At 55.2% G+C, this 15,782-nt stretch carries 19 protein-coding genes and 1 tRNA gene; 14 read left to right on the forward strand and 6 right to left on the reverse strand.

Features of this window, described 5'->3' with window-relative positions:
- Positions 1–3: 3 nt before the first annotated feature.
- From rpsR to LG203_RS03450, 8 genes are all read left to right on the forward strand, one after another.
- Positions 4–231 carry a 30S ribosomal protein S18 gene (gene rpsR / locus LG203_RS03415; protein ID WP_013442287.1) on the forward strand — a complete coding sequence of 76 codons (228 nt, stop codon included), beginning with the start codon at positions 4–6 and terminating at the stop codon, positions 229–231.
- An 11-nt stretch (positions 232–242) separates the two neighbouring features.
- Positions 243–692: a 50S ribosomal protein L9 gene (rplI, locus tag LG203_RS03420; protein WP_230337132.1), complete on the forward strand. Its 450-nt coding sequence runs from the start codon at positions 243–245 to the stop codon at positions 690–692.
- Positions 649–1,701: a hypothetical protein gene (locus LG203_RS03425; protein WP_230344497.1), complete on the forward strand. Its 1,053-nt coding sequence runs from the start codon at positions 649–651 to the stop codon at positions 1,699–1,701. Before rplI ends, LG203_RS03425 begins: the two co-directional genes overlap by 44 nt.
- A gap of 159 nt (positions 1,702–1,860) precedes the next feature.
- Complete coding sequence (locus tag LG203_RS03430) at positions 1,861–3,018, forward strand: cystathionine beta-lyase (protein WP_230344498.1); 1,158 nt, start codon at positions 1,861–1,863, stop codon at positions 3,016–3,018.
- A gap of 51 nt (positions 3,019–3,069) precedes the next feature.
- Positions 3,070–4,452, forward strand: a complete 1,383-nt coding sequence (gene dnaB, locus LG203_RS03435) for a replicative DNA helicase (protein ID WP_013442284.1) — start codon at positions 3,070–3,072, stop codon at positions 4,450–4,452.
- 12 nt (positions 4,453–4,464) lie between these two features.
- Entirely contained in the window at positions 4,465–5,535 is a 1,071-nt protein-coding gene (gene alr, locus LG203_RS03440) for an alanine racemase (protein ID WP_230344499.1), read from the forward strand.
- Positions 5,528–6,886: a DNA repair protein RadA gene (gene radA, locus LG203_RS03445; protein ID WP_230344500.1), complete on the forward strand. Its 1,359-nt coding sequence runs from the start codon at positions 5,528–5,530 to the stop codon at positions 6,884–6,886. The genes alr and radA overlap by 8 nt, the downstream gene beginning before the upstream one ends.
- Before the next feature lie 21 nt (positions 6,887–6,907).
- Entirely contained in the window at positions 6,908–7,552 is a 645-nt protein-coding gene (locus tag LG203_RS03450) for an HAD family hydrolase (RefSeq protein WP_230344501.1), read from the forward strand.
- Between the two features lie 28 nt (positions 7,553–7,580).
- Here LG203_RS03450 and LG203_RS03455 read toward each other — a convergent pair whose 3' ends face one another.
- A complete protein-coding gene (locus LG203_RS03455; RefSeq protein WP_230344502.1) occupies positions 7,581–8,210 on the reverse strand; it encodes a DUF2238 domain-containing protein in 630 nt (209 codons plus the stop codon).
- A gap of 185 nt (positions 8,211–8,395) precedes the next feature.
- Between LG203_RS03455 and LG203_RS03460 the strand changes: the two genes are divergently transcribed.
- The gene (locus LG203_RS03460) at positions 8,396–8,638 is read left to right on the forward strand and encodes a hypothetical protein (protein ID WP_230344503.1); all 243 of its coding nucleotides are present in this window, start codon (positions 8,396–8,398) and stop codon (positions 8,636–8,638) included.
- Between the two features lie 18 nt (positions 8,639–8,656).
- Here LG203_RS03460 and LG203_RS03465 read toward each other — a convergent pair whose 3' ends face one another.
- Genes LG203_RS03465 through hpnC form a run of 5 tightly spaced genes read right to left on the reverse strand, consistent with a single transcriptional unit; the run spans position 8,657 to position 12,907 of the window.
- Positions 8,657–9,403 (reverse strand): YciK family oxidoreductase, encoded by a 747-nt coding sequence (locus LG203_RS03465; protein ID WP_230344504.1) that lies wholly within the window; start codon positions 9,401–9,403, stop codon positions 8,657–8,659.
- An 11-nt stretch (positions 9,404–9,414) separates the two neighbouring features.
- The gene (locus LG203_RS03470; RefSeq protein WP_015830119.1) at positions 9,415–9,810 is read right to left on the reverse strand and encodes a phage holin family protein; all 396 of its coding nucleotides are present in this window, start codon (positions 9,808–9,810) and stop codon (positions 9,415–9,417) included.
- On the reverse strand, positions 9,807–11,156 hold the full coding sequence (gene hpnE / locus LG203_RS03475; protein WP_230344505.1) for a hydroxysqualene dehydroxylase HpnE: 1,350 nt from the start codon (positions 11,154–11,156) through the stop codon (positions 9,807–9,809). Before hpnE ends, LG203_RS03470 begins: the two co-directional genes overlap by 4 nt.
- Positions 11,157–11,202: 46 nt before the next feature.
- Positions 11,203–12,039, reverse strand: coding sequence for a presqualene diphosphate synthase HpnD (gene hpnD, locus LG203_RS03480; RefSeq protein WP_230344506.1), 837 nt, complete (start codon positions 12,037–12,039; stop codon positions 11,203–11,205).
- Positions 12,040–12,055: 16 nt separating this feature from the next.
- Entirely contained in the window at positions 12,056–12,907 is an 852-nt protein-coding gene (gene hpnC / locus LG203_RS03485; protein WP_013442274.1) for a squalene synthase HpnC, read from the reverse strand.
- 130 nt (positions 12,908–13,037) lie between these two features.
- Between hpnC and LG203_RS03490 the strand changes: the two genes are divergently transcribed.
- From LG203_RS03490 to LG203_RS03510, 5 genes are all read left to right on the forward strand, one after another.
- Positions 13,038–13,784: an S-methyl-5'-thioinosine phosphorylase gene (locus LG203_RS03490; protein WP_230344507.1), complete on the forward strand. Its 747-nt coding sequence runs from the start codon at positions 13,038–13,040 to the stop codon at positions 13,782–13,784.
- Positions 13,774–14,307, forward strand: a complete 534-nt coding sequence (gene def / locus LG203_RS03495) for a peptide deformylase (protein WP_230344508.1) — start codon at positions 13,774–13,776, stop codon at positions 14,305–14,307. Before LG203_RS03490 ends, def begins: the two co-directional genes overlap by 11 nt.
- A 69-nt stretch (positions 14,308–14,376) precedes the next feature.
- Positions 14,377–14,466, forward strand: a tRNA-Ser gene (locus tag LG203_RS03500).
- 62 nt (positions 14,467–14,528) lie between these two features.
- Positions 14,529–14,804 carry a cupin domain-containing protein gene (locus LG203_RS03505; protein WP_013442271.1) on the forward strand — a complete coding sequence of 92 codons (276 nt, stop codon included), beginning with the start codon at positions 14,529–14,531 and terminating at the stop codon, positions 14,802–14,804.
- Between the two features lie 177 nt (positions 14,805–14,981).
- Entirely contained in the window at positions 14,982–15,770 is a 789-nt protein-coding gene (locus LG203_RS03510) for an SDR family NAD(P)-dependent oxidoreductase (RefSeq protein ID WP_230344509.1), read from the forward strand.
- Positions 15,771–15,782: the final 12 nt, after the last annotated feature.

A 15,782-nucleotide genomic window follows, 5' to 3' on the forward strand; every position in this document is an offset into this window, starting at 1 on the left:
ATCATGGCACGTGATATGTTCAAACGCCGCCGCTACTGCCGTTTCTCGGCAGAGGGCATTAAAGAAGTAGACTACAAGGATGTAGATCTGCTGAAAGATTTCATCAACGAAAACGGCAAGATCATCCCTGCACGCATTACCGGCACCAAGGCCCGTTATCAGCGTCAGCTGACCACCGCCGTCAAGCGCGCCCGTTTCCTGGCGCTGCTGCCATACACCGATAAGCACTAAGGGGATACGTCATGCAAGTTATTCTGTTGGAAAAAGTCGTTAACCTGGGTAACCTCGGTGACATCGTTAAGGTAAAAGACGGCTATGGCCGTAACTTCCTGATTCCTCAAGGCAAGGCAAAGCGCGCTACTGAAGCCAACAAGGCTGAATTCGCTGCTCGCCGTGCTGAACTGGAAAAGCAACAGGCTGAACTGCTGGTGGCTGCCCAGAAGCGTGCTGAAGCTCTGGTTGAGTACGTATTGGCTGTGAGCCAGAAGGCTGGTGTGGATGGCCGTCTGTTCGGTTCCGTTACCAATGGCGACATCGCTGAAGCGCTGACTGCCAAGGGCGTGCAAGTGGCCAAGGCTGAAGTGCGTATGCCTAACGGTCCGCTGAAGACCATTGGCGATCACTCTGTCAGCATCGCGCTGCACCACGATGTTGTTGTCGATATCACCGTATCAGTGGCTGGCGAAGCTTAATTCTCCGCTAAGTGCTGAACAAAAAGAGGCTGCCTGCGGGTGGCCTTTTTTGTGTATGCTTTCCGCCGGGCTGCGCTTATTCATTGTTTATTGCGCCCGGACTGTTCAATTCAAAACAAAAAATAGTCATGGTAGGCTTGAGAAGCAGAAGCCTGAAAAATCAAAGGGGAACGTCATGAGTAAAAAGGTAATCAAAGGCATATGCTTAACATGCGCTCTGTTAAGCTCAAATCTCCATGCGGATGACAGTCCCTTGTCACCGGCATTTGTCCTGAAAGACAAGCAGTTGCTTTCTGCTACCAGCGTTGGCTATAGCAAAATCAACTTTGATCCTTATATGAGTATTATTGGTACTGGTCTATTTAAGGGTTCTGGCGAAGCTCATGGCGTATTCGCCAGCCAGACATTACGGTTTGGGCTGGCTGACGGCACCGAGCTTGCTGTCAGCGTGGACTATGACGATTTTGACCAGCATGGCAGCCGGATCGTGCAAATCGCCGATGGGTTCAGCAGTCCTACGTTTGGTGCGCGTCACACCTGGGGCAAAGATACAGCCGTGCGCCTTGCTATATGGGGCGAGGCCACGCCTAAAACGGCCGACCATGGCGTACGTGGTTTGCCTGCTGTTTATGCCTTGGGTGGTACTGGTACGTTTATCACGGAGAATGGTCTGGTTACCCAATTGCAGGCAGCGCGGACTTTGGTGGATGGCGACCAAGCCAACTCTACAGTCTTTGGTATTGCAGCTTACAAGGAACTAGGTCTGTATTCTTTGGGTGCCAACCTTGCTGTCAGGAGTTATGACAGTGCGAATACCTTGCAGTTTGACAGTAAAACTACATTGGGTTTCAGGCTGGGACGCAAGTTGTGTGATTCCATGTGGGCGCAGATTGCCTATGTATACACGGACAGCAGCTTTCAGGAACTGCGCCTTAGTGAGCTAGTCAGGATTGGCCTTTCTTCTTATGAAACCAACACCATAAGTGCTTCGCTTAATGTTCTGTTCTAATTGCTTTCACCACTCTTGCCATATCGCAGGGCGGTGAAGCCAAGCCCACCATGCGTGAAGCAGGTGGGCTTTAATTTATGTAACGGTCAGATTTTCGGTTGCTGACAGTGGAACAGCCGGGCCATACTAGCGCGTACATTGTTTCTGCAGGGTTAAGGCATGGCGCATCACATTTCCGCATGGACTTCGCTTGTTCAGCCTGATGAAGGCCATGGTTCTTTCTCCAGCCTCGTTGGCAGCATGGACAGGGCGTCCACGGTAGTATTCCCTGATGTCAAAAGCATGCGCGAACGCGATTGGCGCAGCAAAACTCAATACAGCTATGGCTTGCTCGGCACTCCTACTACGCGGCGGCTGGAAAATAAACTTGCGCTGATTGATGGCGTGAAGCATGCATTATTGCTGCCTTCCGGTTTGGCTTCTATCAGCCTGATTTTTCTGGCGCTGCTCAAAAGCGGCGAGCGCGTGCTGTTGCCACGCAATGCCTATCAGCCGGGCGCTGACCTTGCACGGATGCTGGCGGGACGTTTTGGCATTGAGGTCGATTTTTATGATCCCTTGCAACCGGAGACTGTGCCTTTTACTGACAACACGCGTCTGCTCTGGGTGGAAACGCCAGGATCGGTGACCATGGAAGTAGCAGATCTCAGGCAACTGTCTGAGCTTGCTCACGCACGTCACGTTCTGGTAGCAGCAGATGCCACGTGGTCTGCCGGCATAGCCCACAATGTGTTTGCGCTGGGCGCCGATATAGCTATGCAGGCGCTGACCAAATATCAGTCCGGGGGTAGTGATGTCATGATGGGTAGCGTCTCTACTGATGACGATGCGTTGCATGAGCAACTGCTGAAAACCCATATGCAGCTGGGTCTGGGCGTGAGCCCGGAGGATTGTCAGCTGGTGTTGCGCAGTCTGCCGCACTACCGCTTGCGCTATCTGGCGCAGGATATCGCGGCCCGAAAGCTGGCCGAATGGCTGTCATCGCAACCGGGTATTACGCGTGTCTTGCATCCGGCCTTGCCCGGTTGTCCTGGGCATGCAGTATGGCAGCGTGATTTCACTGCTGCTGCCAGTCTGTTTTCTGTCTTGTTCGAGCCCGAAGTTCCGCAGGCAAACATTGATCGTTTTGTCGAAGCCCTGGCGCTGTTTCATATCGGATATAGCTGGGGTGGGGCGGTCAGTCTGGCCATTCCTTATGATGTGCGTGACCGGTATCCGCAAAGTGGTGGCCTGGTGCGCTTTTATGTCGGGCTTGAGGACGTGGATGACCTCATTGCAGACGTTGAGCAGGCATTGGCGCAGACGATCAATCTGTAACATAAGCATGATTTTCACTCGTTGGCCGGGCCGTGCTTGTTATAATGCGGCATGGCTGACGATATCCTTGAATCCCTGAAATTACCCCCGCATTCGGTTGAAGCCGAGCAGTCTGTGCTTGGCGGCTTGCTGCTTGAAAACGAGGCGATTGACCGCATTGCAGACCTGCTAGGCCCTGCCGACTTTTATCGCCACGACCATAGGCTCATTTTTGAGCACATCGCGCGCCTCATCGAACGGAATAAACCCGCCGATATCGTGACCGTCGCCGAGTCGCTGGAAAACTCCGCAGAGCTCTCTGGCGTAGGTGGTATTGCCTATCTGGGGGCGTTGGCGCAAAACACGCCCACCGCAGCCAATATCCGCCGGTATGCTGAAATCGTGCACGAACGTGCCGTCATGCGCAAGCTGGTGGAAGTGGGGTCCGGCATTGCCGAGAGTGCTTACAACCCGCAGGGGCGCGATGCCCAGCAACTGCTGGATGAAGCCGAAGCCAAAATATTCCAGATCGCAGAAGGTGGACGTAAAACCTCGCAAGGCTTTCTGGACATGAAGACCATTCTGCCCAAGGTGGCAGACCGTATTGATTACCTCTACCAGCGAGAGAATCAGGGCGGCGTCACCGGGGTGCCTACCGGGTTCAGCGATCTGGACGAACGTACATCCGGCTTCCAGCCTGGCGACCTGATTATTGTCGCAGGCCGCCCATCCATGGGTAAAACAGCCTTCTCCCTGAATATTGCCGAGAATGTGGCGCTGGAAACCAAACTGCCAGTTGCCGTATTTTCGATGGAAATGGCGGCAACCCAATTGGCCGCCCGTATGATTGGTTCGGTAGGGCGCCTGGACCAGCACCGCATGCGTAACGGTAATCTGGAGGACGAAGACTGGGTACGCCTGACGACGGCGCTCGGCAAGCTGAATGACGCTCCGGTATTTATTGATGAAGGTGCGGGCTTGAGCTCCTTCGAAGTGCGGGCGCGTGCGCGCCGTCTGCATCGCCAGACCGGCAAGCTGGGCTTGATCGTGGTCGACTATTTGCAGCTGATGACGGGTGCAGCCGGTCGGCAGAGTGAAAACCGCGCCACGGAAATATCGGAAATATCCCGCTCGCTCAAGGCTTTGGCGAAGGAACTTGATGTGCCAGTAGTGGCATTGTCCCAGCTTAACCGCGGCCTGGAGCAGCGCACGGACAAGCGCCCCGTCATGTCCGACTTGCGTGAATCAGGCGCGATTGAGCAGGATGCCGACTTGATTCTGTTTATCTACCGTGACGAAGTCTACAACCCGGATTCGCAGGACAAGGGCACGGCGGAAATCATTATCGCCAAGCAGCGTAATGGCCCGATCGGCCGCGTGCGTCTTACCTTCATGGGCCAATTCACGCGATTCGAGAATCACGTCTCTGGCAGTTCCTTCCAGGACGAATATTAATTTCCTTTCTCCATGCGTCCCATTACCGCCACTATTCATCTTGCTGCCTTGCAGCACAACCTGCGCCGCGTTCGTGACTATGCCCCGCATGCGCGCACCATGGCGGTCGTCAAAGCCAATGGCTATGGCCATGGCCTGCTTAATGTGGCGCGCGGGCTGGTCGAGGCGGATGGTTTTGCCGTTTTGCGCTTGCAGGAGGCGCTGGAGTTGCGCGCGGCTGGTTATCGACAAACTTTGCTGCTGCTTGAGGGTGTATTTGAGTCTACGGAGTTGAATGCCGCTGCCGACGCGGGTGTGTCCATCGTCGTGCACGCCGATCACCAGATTGCCATGCTGGAGCAGGCAAGCTTGTCGGCCCCCTTGTCCGTGTTTGTCAAAATGAATACCGGCATGAATCGGCTGGGTTTCATGCCGCAAGCGTTTGCCAATGCGGTTGCTCGCTTGGCGGCCTGCCAGCAGGTCGGCAGCATTACCCTGATGACGCATTTCGCCACGGCCGATGAAGTCCTCGGCATTGCCACAGCCTTGCAGCGATTCGAAACAGGAGCCCAGGGGCTGGATTATCCGAAATCCCTCGCCAACTCGGCGGCCATCTTGCGGCATCCGGAGAGCCACGCAGACTGGGTGCGCCCTGGCATCATGCTCTATGGCGCGACCCCAGTGCAATCGGTTGCGGCGGCAAACTATGGACTGCAGGCGGTGATGCATCTGCAATCGGAGTTGATTGCCGTGCAGACACTGCCGCCGGGAGAGAGTCTAGGGTATGGCGCTACGTTTGTCGCAGAGCGCGAAACCCGGGTTGGGGTTGTAGCCTGCGGCTATGCCGATGGTTATCCACGCCATGCGCCTGGCGGCACTCCCATTGCCGTGGCGGGGCAGGTGAGCAAGACCCTGGGGCGGGTTTCCATGGATATGCTGTTTGTCGATATCACGGATATTCAAGCCGCAGATATTGGTAGCCCTGTTGAGCTTTGGGGGGCCGTCATTCCCGTCGACGCCGTAGCGGAAGCTTGCGGCACGGTAGGTTACGAACTCCTTTGTGCGGTGACTTCGCGGGTCAATTTCAAGGTTGTGCATGGCTAAGGCAAAAACTGTTTATACCTGCACCGAGTGTGGGGCATCCTCTCCCAAATGGCAGGGCCAGTGCCCGAGCTGCATGGCATGGAACACCCTGGTGGAAAGTATTGCTGAAGTGCCGACGGCCAACCGCTATGCAGCATTGGCGCAGACCGCTGGCTTGCAAAAGCTCGCTGAAGTGGAGGCAGCGGAAGTGCCGCGCCAGCCTTCTGGCATCGGCGAGTTTGATCGCGTGCTGGGCGGGGGACTGGTCGCAGGCGGGGTGGTGCTGATCGGGGGTGACCCTGGCATAGGCAAATCCACCTTGCTGTTGCAAACCCTGTGTCACGTTGGCCATCTGCGCAAAGCCATCTATGTCAGCGGTGAAGAATCCGCGCAGCAGATTGCCATGCGTGCCCGCCGACTGGGGCTGGATGCTGGCCCGATTGATCTCCTGGCCGAAATTCAGCTGGAAAAAATTCTGGCGACCCTGCAGACGCACAAGCCGGATATTGCCGTCATCGACTCCATCCAGACCATATACTCCGAGGCGCTGCAATCAGCCCCGGGCTCGGTAGCGCAAGTGCGGGAATGCTCCGCCCAATTGACGCGTGCTGCCAAGCAGCTTGGTATCACAGTGATCCTGGTGGGGCATGTCACCAAGGAAGGCTCGCTCGCCGGGCCGCGTGTGCTGGAGCATATTGTGGATACCGTGTTGTACTTCGAGGGCGACCCCAATTCCAGTTTTCGCTTGATTCGTGCGTTCAAAAACCGTTTTGGTGCGGTCAATGAACTGGGCGTATTCGCCATGACAGAGAAGGGCTTGCGCGAGGTAAGCAATCCATCGGCGCTGTTTCTCTCACACCATGCCGAGCAAGTGGCGGGCTCTTGCATTACCGTTACCCAGGAAGGCTCACGGCCGCTGCTGGTCGAGATACAGGCGCTGGTCGATGAGGCGCATGCACCCAACCCCAAGCGCCTTTGCGTGGGCCTTGAGCAGAATCGGCTTGCCATGCTGCTAGCTGTGCTGCATCGCCATGCGGGTGTCGCATGCTTTGATCAGGATGTGTTTATCAATGCGGTGGGCGGTGTACGGATCAGCGAGCCTGCAGTCGATTTGGCTGTATTGCTCGCTATAGTATCTTCCTTAAAAAACAAACCACTGCATAACAAACTGATTGTATTTGGTGAGGTTGGTCTGGCGGGCGAGGTTCGTCCCGTACAGCGGGGACAGGAGCGGTTGAAGGAAGCTGCCAAACTGGGGTTTACCCATGCCATTGTCCCCAAAGCAAACGCACCCAAGCAAGCCATTTCAGATTTGACTGTCATCGCTGTGGATCGCCTCGACCAAGCCTTGCAAAAGATAAAAGAAATATAATTAAGTATCAAATATAAGGCTATGAAAAATATAATTTTTGATCTTGACGGTACATTGATCGATTCGTCGAGCAGCATACTTGGCAGTTTTGCGGAGGCTTTTCGCCAACACGGCATCACGCCAGCCCGACCATTGACGCCGGAGCTCATTGGCCCCCCCTTGATGCAATGCCTTTCCTTGATTGCCGGACACGATGACGCGGAGACACTCGCTGCGCTGGCCCAGGCTTTCAAACAGCATTACGACAGTGAAGGCTACAAGCTGACCACGGTATTCCCAGGTATTGAACCCATGCTGGCGTTACTTGCCCGAGATCACCATCTTTACATTGGTACCAATAAGCGTATTTATCCAACCCGCCGCATTCTCGAGCATCTGGGCTGGGGGGCGTATTTCCAGGAAGTGTATGCGCTCGACTATTTTCATCCAGCGGTGCCGAACAAAGCGGCCATGGTGGGCAATATTGTTGCGGCCCATGGCATGAGTAAAACCGAGACCATGTATATCGGTGATCGCCTGGAGGATGGCATGGCGGCAGAGGCCAATCAACTGGCTTTTGCCATGGTCACCTGGGGCTATCTGGACCCGGCGTCGGGGGATATGCAGGCACATTGGCTAAGCTTTGACCGGCCTCAGGCGCTGGCAGAAGCCATTATCAAGCAATAGGCTGGTTTCAACTCACTCAATCAGTCTGTCAAGGCTCGGCGCGGCGATGGGTTTCCAGCGACTGCATCTGCCGGTCATGGTATCTGGACAAGCCCAGTAGTGCCACGATGGCGCCTATCATGGCGCACAACATATCGGATTGCGTGTCCCACACATCGCCCTGCGTGCCCAGAAACTCATCGGCGCCTTGCCCCATGGCAACGGCGGCGCCCCATTCAATCAGCTCATAAACCGCGCTGATGGCGAGCGCAATCGCCACGCACAAAAAGGCGGTCATGCGACGGCTGGTGAGATAGCGCATGCGCAGCAATATCTCGCGGGCGATCAATGCCGGCACGAAGCCTTGCATCAGGTGCCCCAGTTTGTCGTAGGGGTTGCGATCAAGTTCGAACCAATTCTGCACGTCAAAGCCGATAGGCACACGGGCATAGGTATAAGTGCCGCCGACGATGAGTACCAGCGCATGCAGTCCTATCAACACATACAGCATGTCCGTCAGACGGAATTGTCGATACGTCTTGATCAGCAAGGGCAGGGCGATCATGACGGGGAGTGTTTCCATCAGCCACGTGAGGCGATCATATGGGGTAATGCCGGAAACCAGGAGGCTTAGCAGCACGATAAAGGCAACGGCAAGCGGAAGTTTAGTGGAAAGCATGATGACGCTTAGTAAGATAGGTGTTGCATCATAGCCAGCCATGTGAGGTGAAGCAATGCCCGGCGCAGCTCGGTTGAGCATGGGCTACCCAGCACTGACCGCTTACGGTATATTGCATATAAAGCCGCTCACAAGCGGCTTTTCTCAAGCTGGCCTTTTCGTTTAAATCACTTAATGGGAGCGCAATGCCATCGCTTTACAAGAGTCGTGACGAACGTGTGCAGGATGTGATGTTGGCTTATCTGAATGTCGAGGAGTCCAAACGGTTTTCACTGACGCACGGCAATCGCTATCTGCCATTCACTGATCTGGAAAAAGAGATGATGCTGGAAGATAAAGCCTGGGCGATGGCGCGGCTGGTGATCGACAAGATCATGCGCTTGCCGCCCCCCATCCGCGCCAGCGATTATCCTGCTCCCAGGGTTTGACCTTCAATGCAAGGCGCTTTACGCAGTCTGCGCCTCAACAATCTGGCCGCTGACGCCAGCGCTGTCTTTCCCCATCAAATAGAGATATGCCGACATCAGGCTTTCGGCTGACCGTAAGGAGTCATGGACTTCGCCTGGATGGCTTTTCTTTCGTTGAGGGGATTGCACTGGGCCGGGTATCACGGCATTCAAACGCACATTCGGTGTATTTTCCAACTCAAGTGCCCAGGTTTTGACCATATGCTCAACCGCTTGCTTGCTGATGCCATGGCTGCCCCAGTACGCGCCAGCCTGATGTCCGGCAGTGGACGAGGTGAAAATAACCGAGGTGTCTGCACCACGTTTCAGCAATGGCAAACATGCTTTGGTCAAGGCAAACGGCGCAATCACATTCACCTTGAACATGCTTTCAAACTGTTCCATGGTCTGAATCTCCAGCGGACTCAGGTTATCGTAATGCGCCGCATTATGCAGAATGCCGTCCAGATGACCCAGTTGCTGATAAATGCCTTCCGCCATTGCCGCAAAGGATGGCTCATCGGTTTTGCTCAAGTCCAGAGGAAAAATCACCGCCTGCGGATATCCCGCCGCTTCGATGGCGTCGTAAACCGCCTCCAGCTTTTTTAGCGTGCGGCCACATAGAATGACAGTGGCTCCGTGACGGGCGAAGGCCAGGGCGGCCTCCCGCCCTATGCCCTGGCCTGCACCAGTGACAAGAATGACGCGGTCAGTTAACAGGTGAGCAGGGGCTTGGTAGTTATGCATGCGACTTCAATCTAGATAGAGATGGTGTTGGCGTTTTGAATGATGATGGCGCCCTGGCTGGGCAGCATCCATTCAATGATCAGGGTAAAGATGGCAATGAAAATACTGGCAAAAAATGCCGTCCAGAAGCCGGAAAGCTGAAAGCCTTTCACCAGCTTGGCTACCAGCATGATCATCAAGGCGTTGATGACCAGAACAAAGAAGCCCAGCGTCACCAGCGTGATTGGCAAGGTCAGGAAAAACAGGATAGGGCGGATAACGGCATTGGCAAAGCCCAACACCAATGCAGACACCAGCAGTGATGGCACGCCGCTGAACTTGATGCCGCTGAACAGGTAGCTGGCCACCCACAGCGACAGGCTCATGATGGCCCAATGGAGGAGGAAGTTCGAGAGATCTGCGTTCATCGGTGGCTTTCTTTGTCAGAAGTGAGAGATAGTTTTATGTGCTGGGCGCATTGTACGCCGCTGCGAATGGCGCCTTCAATGGTGGCTGGATAGTCTCCAGCCACATAATCGCCCGCCAGGTAAAGGTGGGGCAAACCGGCATGATGGCGGGGGCGAACCAAACCGACAGTGCAACTGAACGTGGCGCGTTTTTCAGCGATCACCTTGTACCAGTAGATGGGAGCCCGGAGTGCCGGGTAGTGGTCGCGCAGTTCGGCCAGCACAATCTCGGCCAAGGCATCCTGCCGCAAGGATTGATGCGCACCCTCGGCACTGATGACAACGGCAATCAGACCCTGTTGCCCATCCAGTTGTCCACGATCAAACACCCACTGGCTGATGCCAGCATTAAGGCCCAGCATGGGAAAGTCCAGCGCTACGCTGGTATCAAACTGGAAGTAAACCGTATAGATGGGCTGATATTGCAGGCTCGCCAGTGACTGTTGCAACGCCTCGGTGCCAGATAGGGCAGCCAGCAGTGGTGTCGCCCGGAAGGGCTGGCAGGCCAGCACGACATGCGTATAAAGCGCGCTATTCTGATCTTCGGTATGGAGTCGGTAACCATCCCCTTCGGCCTCTATCTTGTGCACCCCGTTGCGCAACTGCACTTCCCCTGCATGTTGCTTGATATCCTCCATCAGAGGTGCAATCAGCAGCGTGGATAAATCCTGCCTCGGGAGTAGCAGGTGGCTATCGTGCTTGTCGCGGGCAAAGCTGTCGCGCAGAACGTTGACGAATACTTGTGCGCTTGCCTGATCAATCGGCGTGTTGAGGGCGCCGAGGCATAGGGGCTCCCACAGACAACGGATCAATGTCGATGTCTGCTGGCGCTCATGAAGCAATGTCAGCACGGAAATGTCGCGTGCCAGTTTGAATCTGCGCAGCTGCAGCCAAGTCATGAAACGGATGGCGGAGAAGCGTTCGCTCCAAGTCAATCCTTTGGCGCGCAATAAACCCAGCAGTAAATGCAGTGGTGCTGGCCAGGCATCTGCCGCCTGCAGTTCAAATCCTTCTGCCAGCCGCAAATCCAGCGGCAAGCGCATCAGCGCCTGTGCTTCATCCACACCCGCTTGCGACAGCAGCGCCAGGGTTTGTTGATAGGCGCCCAGCAGGATATGTTGCCCATTATCCAGTCGGGCACCTTTCCAGTTCAGGCTGCGTGCGCGGCCTCCGGCCTGGGGGGCAGATTCCAGGACGGTGACCTTGATGCCCTGTCTGGTCAGGCTGGCGCCAGCGGCCAAGCCGGCACAGCCTGCGCCGATGATGCCGACATGCGCATTTGCCAGAGAGGAGGATGAGGTCGACACGGTGTTATAGGGTGTGCAGAGGAGGGAAGTGCATGGCGCTGATGCTCTAGTTGCGCAGCCAGGTGGTGAACGCCAGCCATATTTTGCGCAAACCACCGAGCGAAGTACGTGAATTCAGCACTTTTTCAGCACCGTCGGCTTTTATTTCGCGCAGCAGCGTGCGGTAAATGGCTGACATCATGAGGCCGGTGCGCTGGGTTTTGCGGTCTTCCTGTGGCAGCTCGCCCAGGGCTTTGTCGTAATAACGCTCGGCACGGGCAATCTGGAAATCCAGCAACTCCCGCACTTGCGGAGTTTCATGCCCATGCAGGATATCGATTTCGGTGACGCCGAATTGGGCCAGTTCGTCCTGTGGCAGGTAAATGCGGTCGCGTCGCGCGTCTTCCCCCACATCGCGAATGATATTGGTCAGCTGAAATGCCATGCCAAGATCCAGCGCATATTGCTCGGTAGCTGGGTTGCGGTAGCCAAAAATGGCGGCAGACAACAGGCCAACCACGCTGGCAACGCGGTAGCAGTAGAGCTCAAGCGCGGCAAAATTGGCATAGCGATTCTGCTCGCAATCCATCTCCATGCCCGCGATGATCTCAATAAAGTGTTGCTCTTGCAGCCGGTAGGTACTAATCGGCCCTTGTAATGCCTTGCTGACGGGATGTTGCGGATTGCCCGCATACAGGCCATGAATCTCCTCGCGCCACCAGGCAAGCTTGGTGCGGGCAATGCCAATATCGGTACACTCGTCAGCAATGTCATCGACTTCCCGGCAGAAGGCATACAGCGCGGTAATGGCATCGCGCTGCGGCTTGGGCAGGAAGCGAAAGCTGGCGTAAAAACTGGAGCCGCTGGCAGCGGCTTTGTTTTCGCAATATTCTTGTGGGGACAAGGGATGCTCCGGGTAATTATTTGGCGCGTACGGCCTTGTACAGCATCAGCGCCCAGTCGTGGGGCTTGAGCACAGGCCGCTGGGTGAACATGTCACCGCGTGATTTATGCAGCTTTTGCAGGATGCGCTCGCCGCCGGCAATGATGGTGCGCATTTCCAGGCCAGTGCGGCCAGATAGTGCCTTGCCTAGCGGCGCCCCCGATTGTAGCAGCCGACGGGCGCGGTTGATCTGGAACTCCATGAACAACCCCCAGGTGCCGCTGCTATCCGCATTGGCAATCTGCTTTTCCTCAATGCGATATTTGCGCATTTCGTCGAGGGGGAAGTAAATCCGGTCTTTCTTGTAGTCGATCTCGACATCCTGCAAGAAGTTAATCAGTTGCAAGGATGAGCAAATGGCATCGGAAAGCCCGATATTGCGTGGTGTGGCCGCCTGGTAAAGATGTAACAGCAAGCGCCCCACCGGGTTGGCAGAGCGTCTGCAGTAATCCATGACTTCGCCAAAGTTTTCGTAGCGGCTTTTCACTACATCCTGACTGAAGGCATCCAGCAGATCATAAAAAGGCTGCAGGGGCAGGGCATGGCGTTTGATGGTATCGGCCAGCGTGACAAAGAATGCGGTGTTGGGCGTGTTGCCCTGTGCTATCAAGTCCAGCTCCTGCTTGAATCCATCCAGCAGCGCCAGACGTTGCTCGGGGGTATGATCCCCTTCATCCGCAAAGTCATCGGCTTGCCGCGCAAACGAATAAATCACGCCGATAGGGCGTCTAAGCCGCATGGGCAGCAGCACGGATGCGACAGGGAAATTTTCATAATGCGCACTGGCGTGGGCCAGGCTTTCGGCAGTAACGGCTTGGAATGTATTCATGGCTGGGTGAAGTATGCCACAAAATGCCATGCTTAAAGCCTGTGGTGTGGCGCATCTGCAGAATTTACCATGCCCGCTTTGCGTTACAATCGCGGATACTTTTTGACAACCGAACGCTAGGAATTTTTTAATGCTGGGAATCATAGGCGGTACCGGACTTACACAGTTGGCCAACCTCAAGATCACAAGGCGGCAGCTTATACGCACGCCCTATGGGGAGCCCTCGGGGCCATTAACCTTTGGTGAACTGGGCGGAAAATCGGTAGTGTTCCTGGCGCGCCATGGCAGCGGGCATACCATACCGCCGCATGGCGTCAATTACCGGGCCAATCTGTGGGCGCTGCATTCTGAGGGTGTGCGTGACATCGTCGCCGTTGCCACAGTTGGCGGTATTCATGCCGATCTGGGGCCGGGCGCCATCGCCTTGCCGGATCAGATTATTGATTACACTCATGGTCGCAAAAACACCTATTACGATGATGTAGACAAGCCGGTGATCCACATCGACTTCACCGAGCCTTATTGTCCACGTCTGCGTAGCCTTTGCCTGCAGGCCTCGCGCCAGTCTGGCGAACCGCTGATTGATGGTGGCGTTTATGCTGCCATGCAGGGGCCGCGGCTGGAAACGGCTGCCGAAATCAACAAACTGGAACGCGATGGCGCCACTATGGTCGGAATGACAGGCATGCCGGAAGCCGTGCTGGCGCGTGAGCTGGAGATCAGCTACGCCGCCATTTGTCCGGTGGTTAACCATGCCGCTGGACGGGGTAGCAGTGCACATGGCATTCGTTACGAAGAGATAGGCGCCGTGCTGGACCAAACCATGGAGCGAGTACGTAACTTGATAGAACAGGTGGTGATGAATCATGCCGATTAGGCCTGTATTGCGGATGGGTGATCCGCTACTTCTGCAAAAGGCTGCGCCGGTGACGGCGTTTGATACTCCCGAGTTGCACGCCTTGATTAAGGATATGGAAGACACCATGGCCCACATGAACGGGGCAGGCATTGCTGCGCCTCAGATAGGGGTCAGCCTGCGGGTGGTGATCTTTGGTGTGGGTATAAATCCTCGTTATCCGGATGCCGAGCAAGTGCCATATACCGTTTTGATCAACCCAACCTTGCAGCCAGTGAATGATGATCAGGAAGATGGCTGGGAAGGCTGCCTTTCCGTGCCTGGCATGCGCGGTATTGTGCCGCGTTATGTGCGACTGCATTACACCGGGTTTGACCAGTATGGCAACCCGATAGACCGTCTGGTGAGCGGTTTTCATGCCCGCGTGGTACAGCATGAGTGCGACCATCTGGATGGCATCCTTTACCCCATGCGCATACGCGATCTGGCGAATTTCGGCTTCCAGGATGTGTTGTTTCCGAATGCTGATCTGGCGGATGACTGAATACGCTGCTATAATTTCGCGATTGTTTGCAGCGCGGTTGGTCATGCGCAGCGTGAAGCAAGCGTTTCCGGAAGAGTGGCAGAGCGGTTTAATGCAACAGTCTTGAAAACTGTCGTGGGTTCACGCCCACCGTGAGTTCGAATCTCACCTCTTCCGCCAAGGATACCCGTCAGCGGTGTTAAATTCATACCGATGCCATTTATTTAATTAAGGATTTAGACATGAGCCAAATCATTGTTGAGCACAACCCAAGCGAAGAAAAACTGAAGCAACTGGGCGTTTCCAGCTGGTCTATCTGGGAAAAGGAAGTTTCCAAGTTCCCACTGGATTTCGGCATCAAGGAAACCGCTTACGTACTGGAAGGCGAAATCATCGTTACTCCTAAGGGTGGCGAGCCAGTCCGTATCGTTCCTGGTGACCTGGTTGTATTCCCAGCTGGCCTGGACACTAACTGGGAAGTGGTTAAGCCACTGCGCAAGCACTACAAGCACGGTTAATTCCGGCTGTTTTGCCTGTCATACAAAAACCCGCGCAAGCGGGTTTTTTTCTTGCCTATTTCCTCCATTTTTTACTCTATTGTCCAGCTTGAGCTGACAATCCTTCCCTTCAAAACATGCAATCCTGCGCTTCACTTCAGGTCACAATGGCATCTTTACATCAAGGGAGTAACGCTCATGCAACTCGAACTGGATAACAAACTTGCACTGGTAACGGCATCGTCTGGTGGCATTGGTCTGGAAATTGCCCGCAGTCTGGCGGCGGAAGGTGCCAGCGTCATCATTAACGGCCGTAGCGCGGCGGTGGTGGAGAAGGCGATCGCCGAGATTCACCGTTCGCATCCTGCAGCAAAACTGCACGCGTTGGTCAGTGACAATGGTACCCAGGCGGGCTGTGAAGCGACGATTGAGCAATTCCCCTCCGTGGATATTCTGGTAAACAACCTGGGAATTTATGAGGCCGTGGGATTTTTTGAAGAAAGCGATGCCGACTGGCAGCGTCTGTTCGAGGTGAATATCATGAGCGGCGTGCGCCTTGCCCGGCATTATCTGGCTGGCATGCTGCAGCGCAATGAAGGGCGCATCGTGTTTATCTCCAGTGAGTCGGGCGTTTCGCCTGCCCCTGAAATGGCGCATTACAGTGCCACGAAAACCATGCAGCTGGGTATCTCCCGTTCTCTGGCGGAGCTCACCAAAAATACGGCGGTGACCGTGAATGCGGTATTGCCAGGGCCTACTCGTACCGAAAGCGTGGAGAAATTCATACTGGATGTATACCCAGGCTTATCCCTGGCGGAAGCCGAAAAGAAGTTCATGGCAGAGAATCGCCCGACCTCATTGATTTCACGCCTGATTAACCCCGCTGAGATCGGCAATGTGGTGGCCTTTGTATGCAGCCCGCGTGCTGCGGTGATCAATGGCTCCAATATTCGCGCAGAAGGCGGCCTGGTGAGGACGGCATTCTAGGGTTCAAAATAC

This window comes from Methylovorus mays (genome assembly GCF_020531915.1).
GTDB classification, from domain to species: domain Bacteria; phylum Pseudomonadota; class Gammaproteobacteria; order Burkholderiales; family Methylophilaceae; genus Methylovorus; species Methylovorus mays.

What these genes read in the sequence shown, in the direction of transcription:
- LG203_RS03505 (WP_013442271.1), top strand. Translation starts at nt 14,529, where the DNA reads ATGAGCCAAATCATTGTTGAGCACAACCCAAGCGAAGAAAAACTGAAG.
- hpnC (WP_013442274.1), bottom strand. Translation starts at nt 12,907, where the DNA reads ATGAATACATTCCAAGCCGTTACTGCCGAAAGCCTGGCCCACGCCAGT.
- LG203_RS03450 (WP_230344501.1), top strand. Translation starts at nt 6,908, where the DNA reads ATGAAAAATATAATTTTTGATCTTGACGGTACATTGATCGATTCGTCG.
- LG203_RS03430 (WP_230344498.1), top strand. Translation starts at nt 1,861, where the DNA reads ATGGCGCATCACATTTCCGCATGGACTTCGCTTGTTCAGCCTGATGAA.
- def (WP_230344508.1), top strand. Translation starts at nt 13,774, where the DNA reads ATGCCGATTAGGCCTGTATTGCGGATGGGTGATCCGCTACTTCTGCAA.
- rpsR (WP_013442287.1), top strand. Translation starts at nt 4, where the DNA reads ATGGCACGTGATATGTTCAAACGCCGCCGCTACTGCCGTTTCTCGGCA.
- LG203_RS03465 (WP_230344504.1), bottom strand. Translation starts at nt 9,403, where the DNA reads ATGCATAACTACCAAGCCCCTGCTCACCTGTTAACTGACCGCGTCATT.
- rplI (WP_230337132.1), top strand. Translation starts at nt 243, where the DNA reads ATGCAAGTTATTCTGTTGGAAAAAGTCGTTAACCTGGGTAACCTCGGT.
- LG203_RS03510 (WP_230344509.1), top strand. Translation starts at nt 14,982, where the DNA reads ATGCAACTCGAACTGGATAACAAACTTGCACTGGTAACGGCATCGTCT.
- LG203_RS03460 (WP_230344503.1), top strand. Translation starts at nt 8,396, where the DNA reads ATGCCATCGCTTTACAAGAGTCGTGACGAACGTGTGCAGGATGTGATG.
- LG203_RS03490 (WP_230344507.1), top strand. Translation starts at nt 13,038, where the DNA reads ATGCTGGGAATCATAGGCGGTACCGGACTTACACAGTTGGCCAACCTC.
- radA (WP_230344500.1), top strand. Translation starts at nt 5,528, where the DNA reads ATGGCTAAGGCAAAAACTGTTTATACCTGCACCGAGTGTGGGGCATCC.
- LG203_RS03455 (WP_230344502.1), bottom strand. Translation starts at nt 8,210, where the DNA reads ATGCTTTCCACTAAACTTCCGCTTGCCGTTGCCTTTATCGTGCTGCTA.
- alr (WP_230344499.1), top strand. Translation starts at nt 4,465, where the DNA reads ATGCGTCCCATTACCGCCACTATTCATCTTGCTGCCTTGCAGCACAAC.
- dnaB (WP_013442284.1), top strand. Translation starts at nt 3,070, where the DNA reads ATGGCTGACGATATCCTTGAATCCCTGAAATTACCCCCGCATTCGGTT.
- LG203_RS03470 (WP_015830119.1), bottom strand. Translation starts at nt 9,810, where the DNA reads ATGAACGCAGATCTCTCGAACTTCCTCCTCCATTGGGCCATCATGAGC.
- LG203_RS03425 (WP_230344497.1), top strand. Translation starts at nt 649, where the DNA reads ATGTTGTTGTCGATATCACCGTATCAGTGGCTGGCGAAGCTTAATTCT.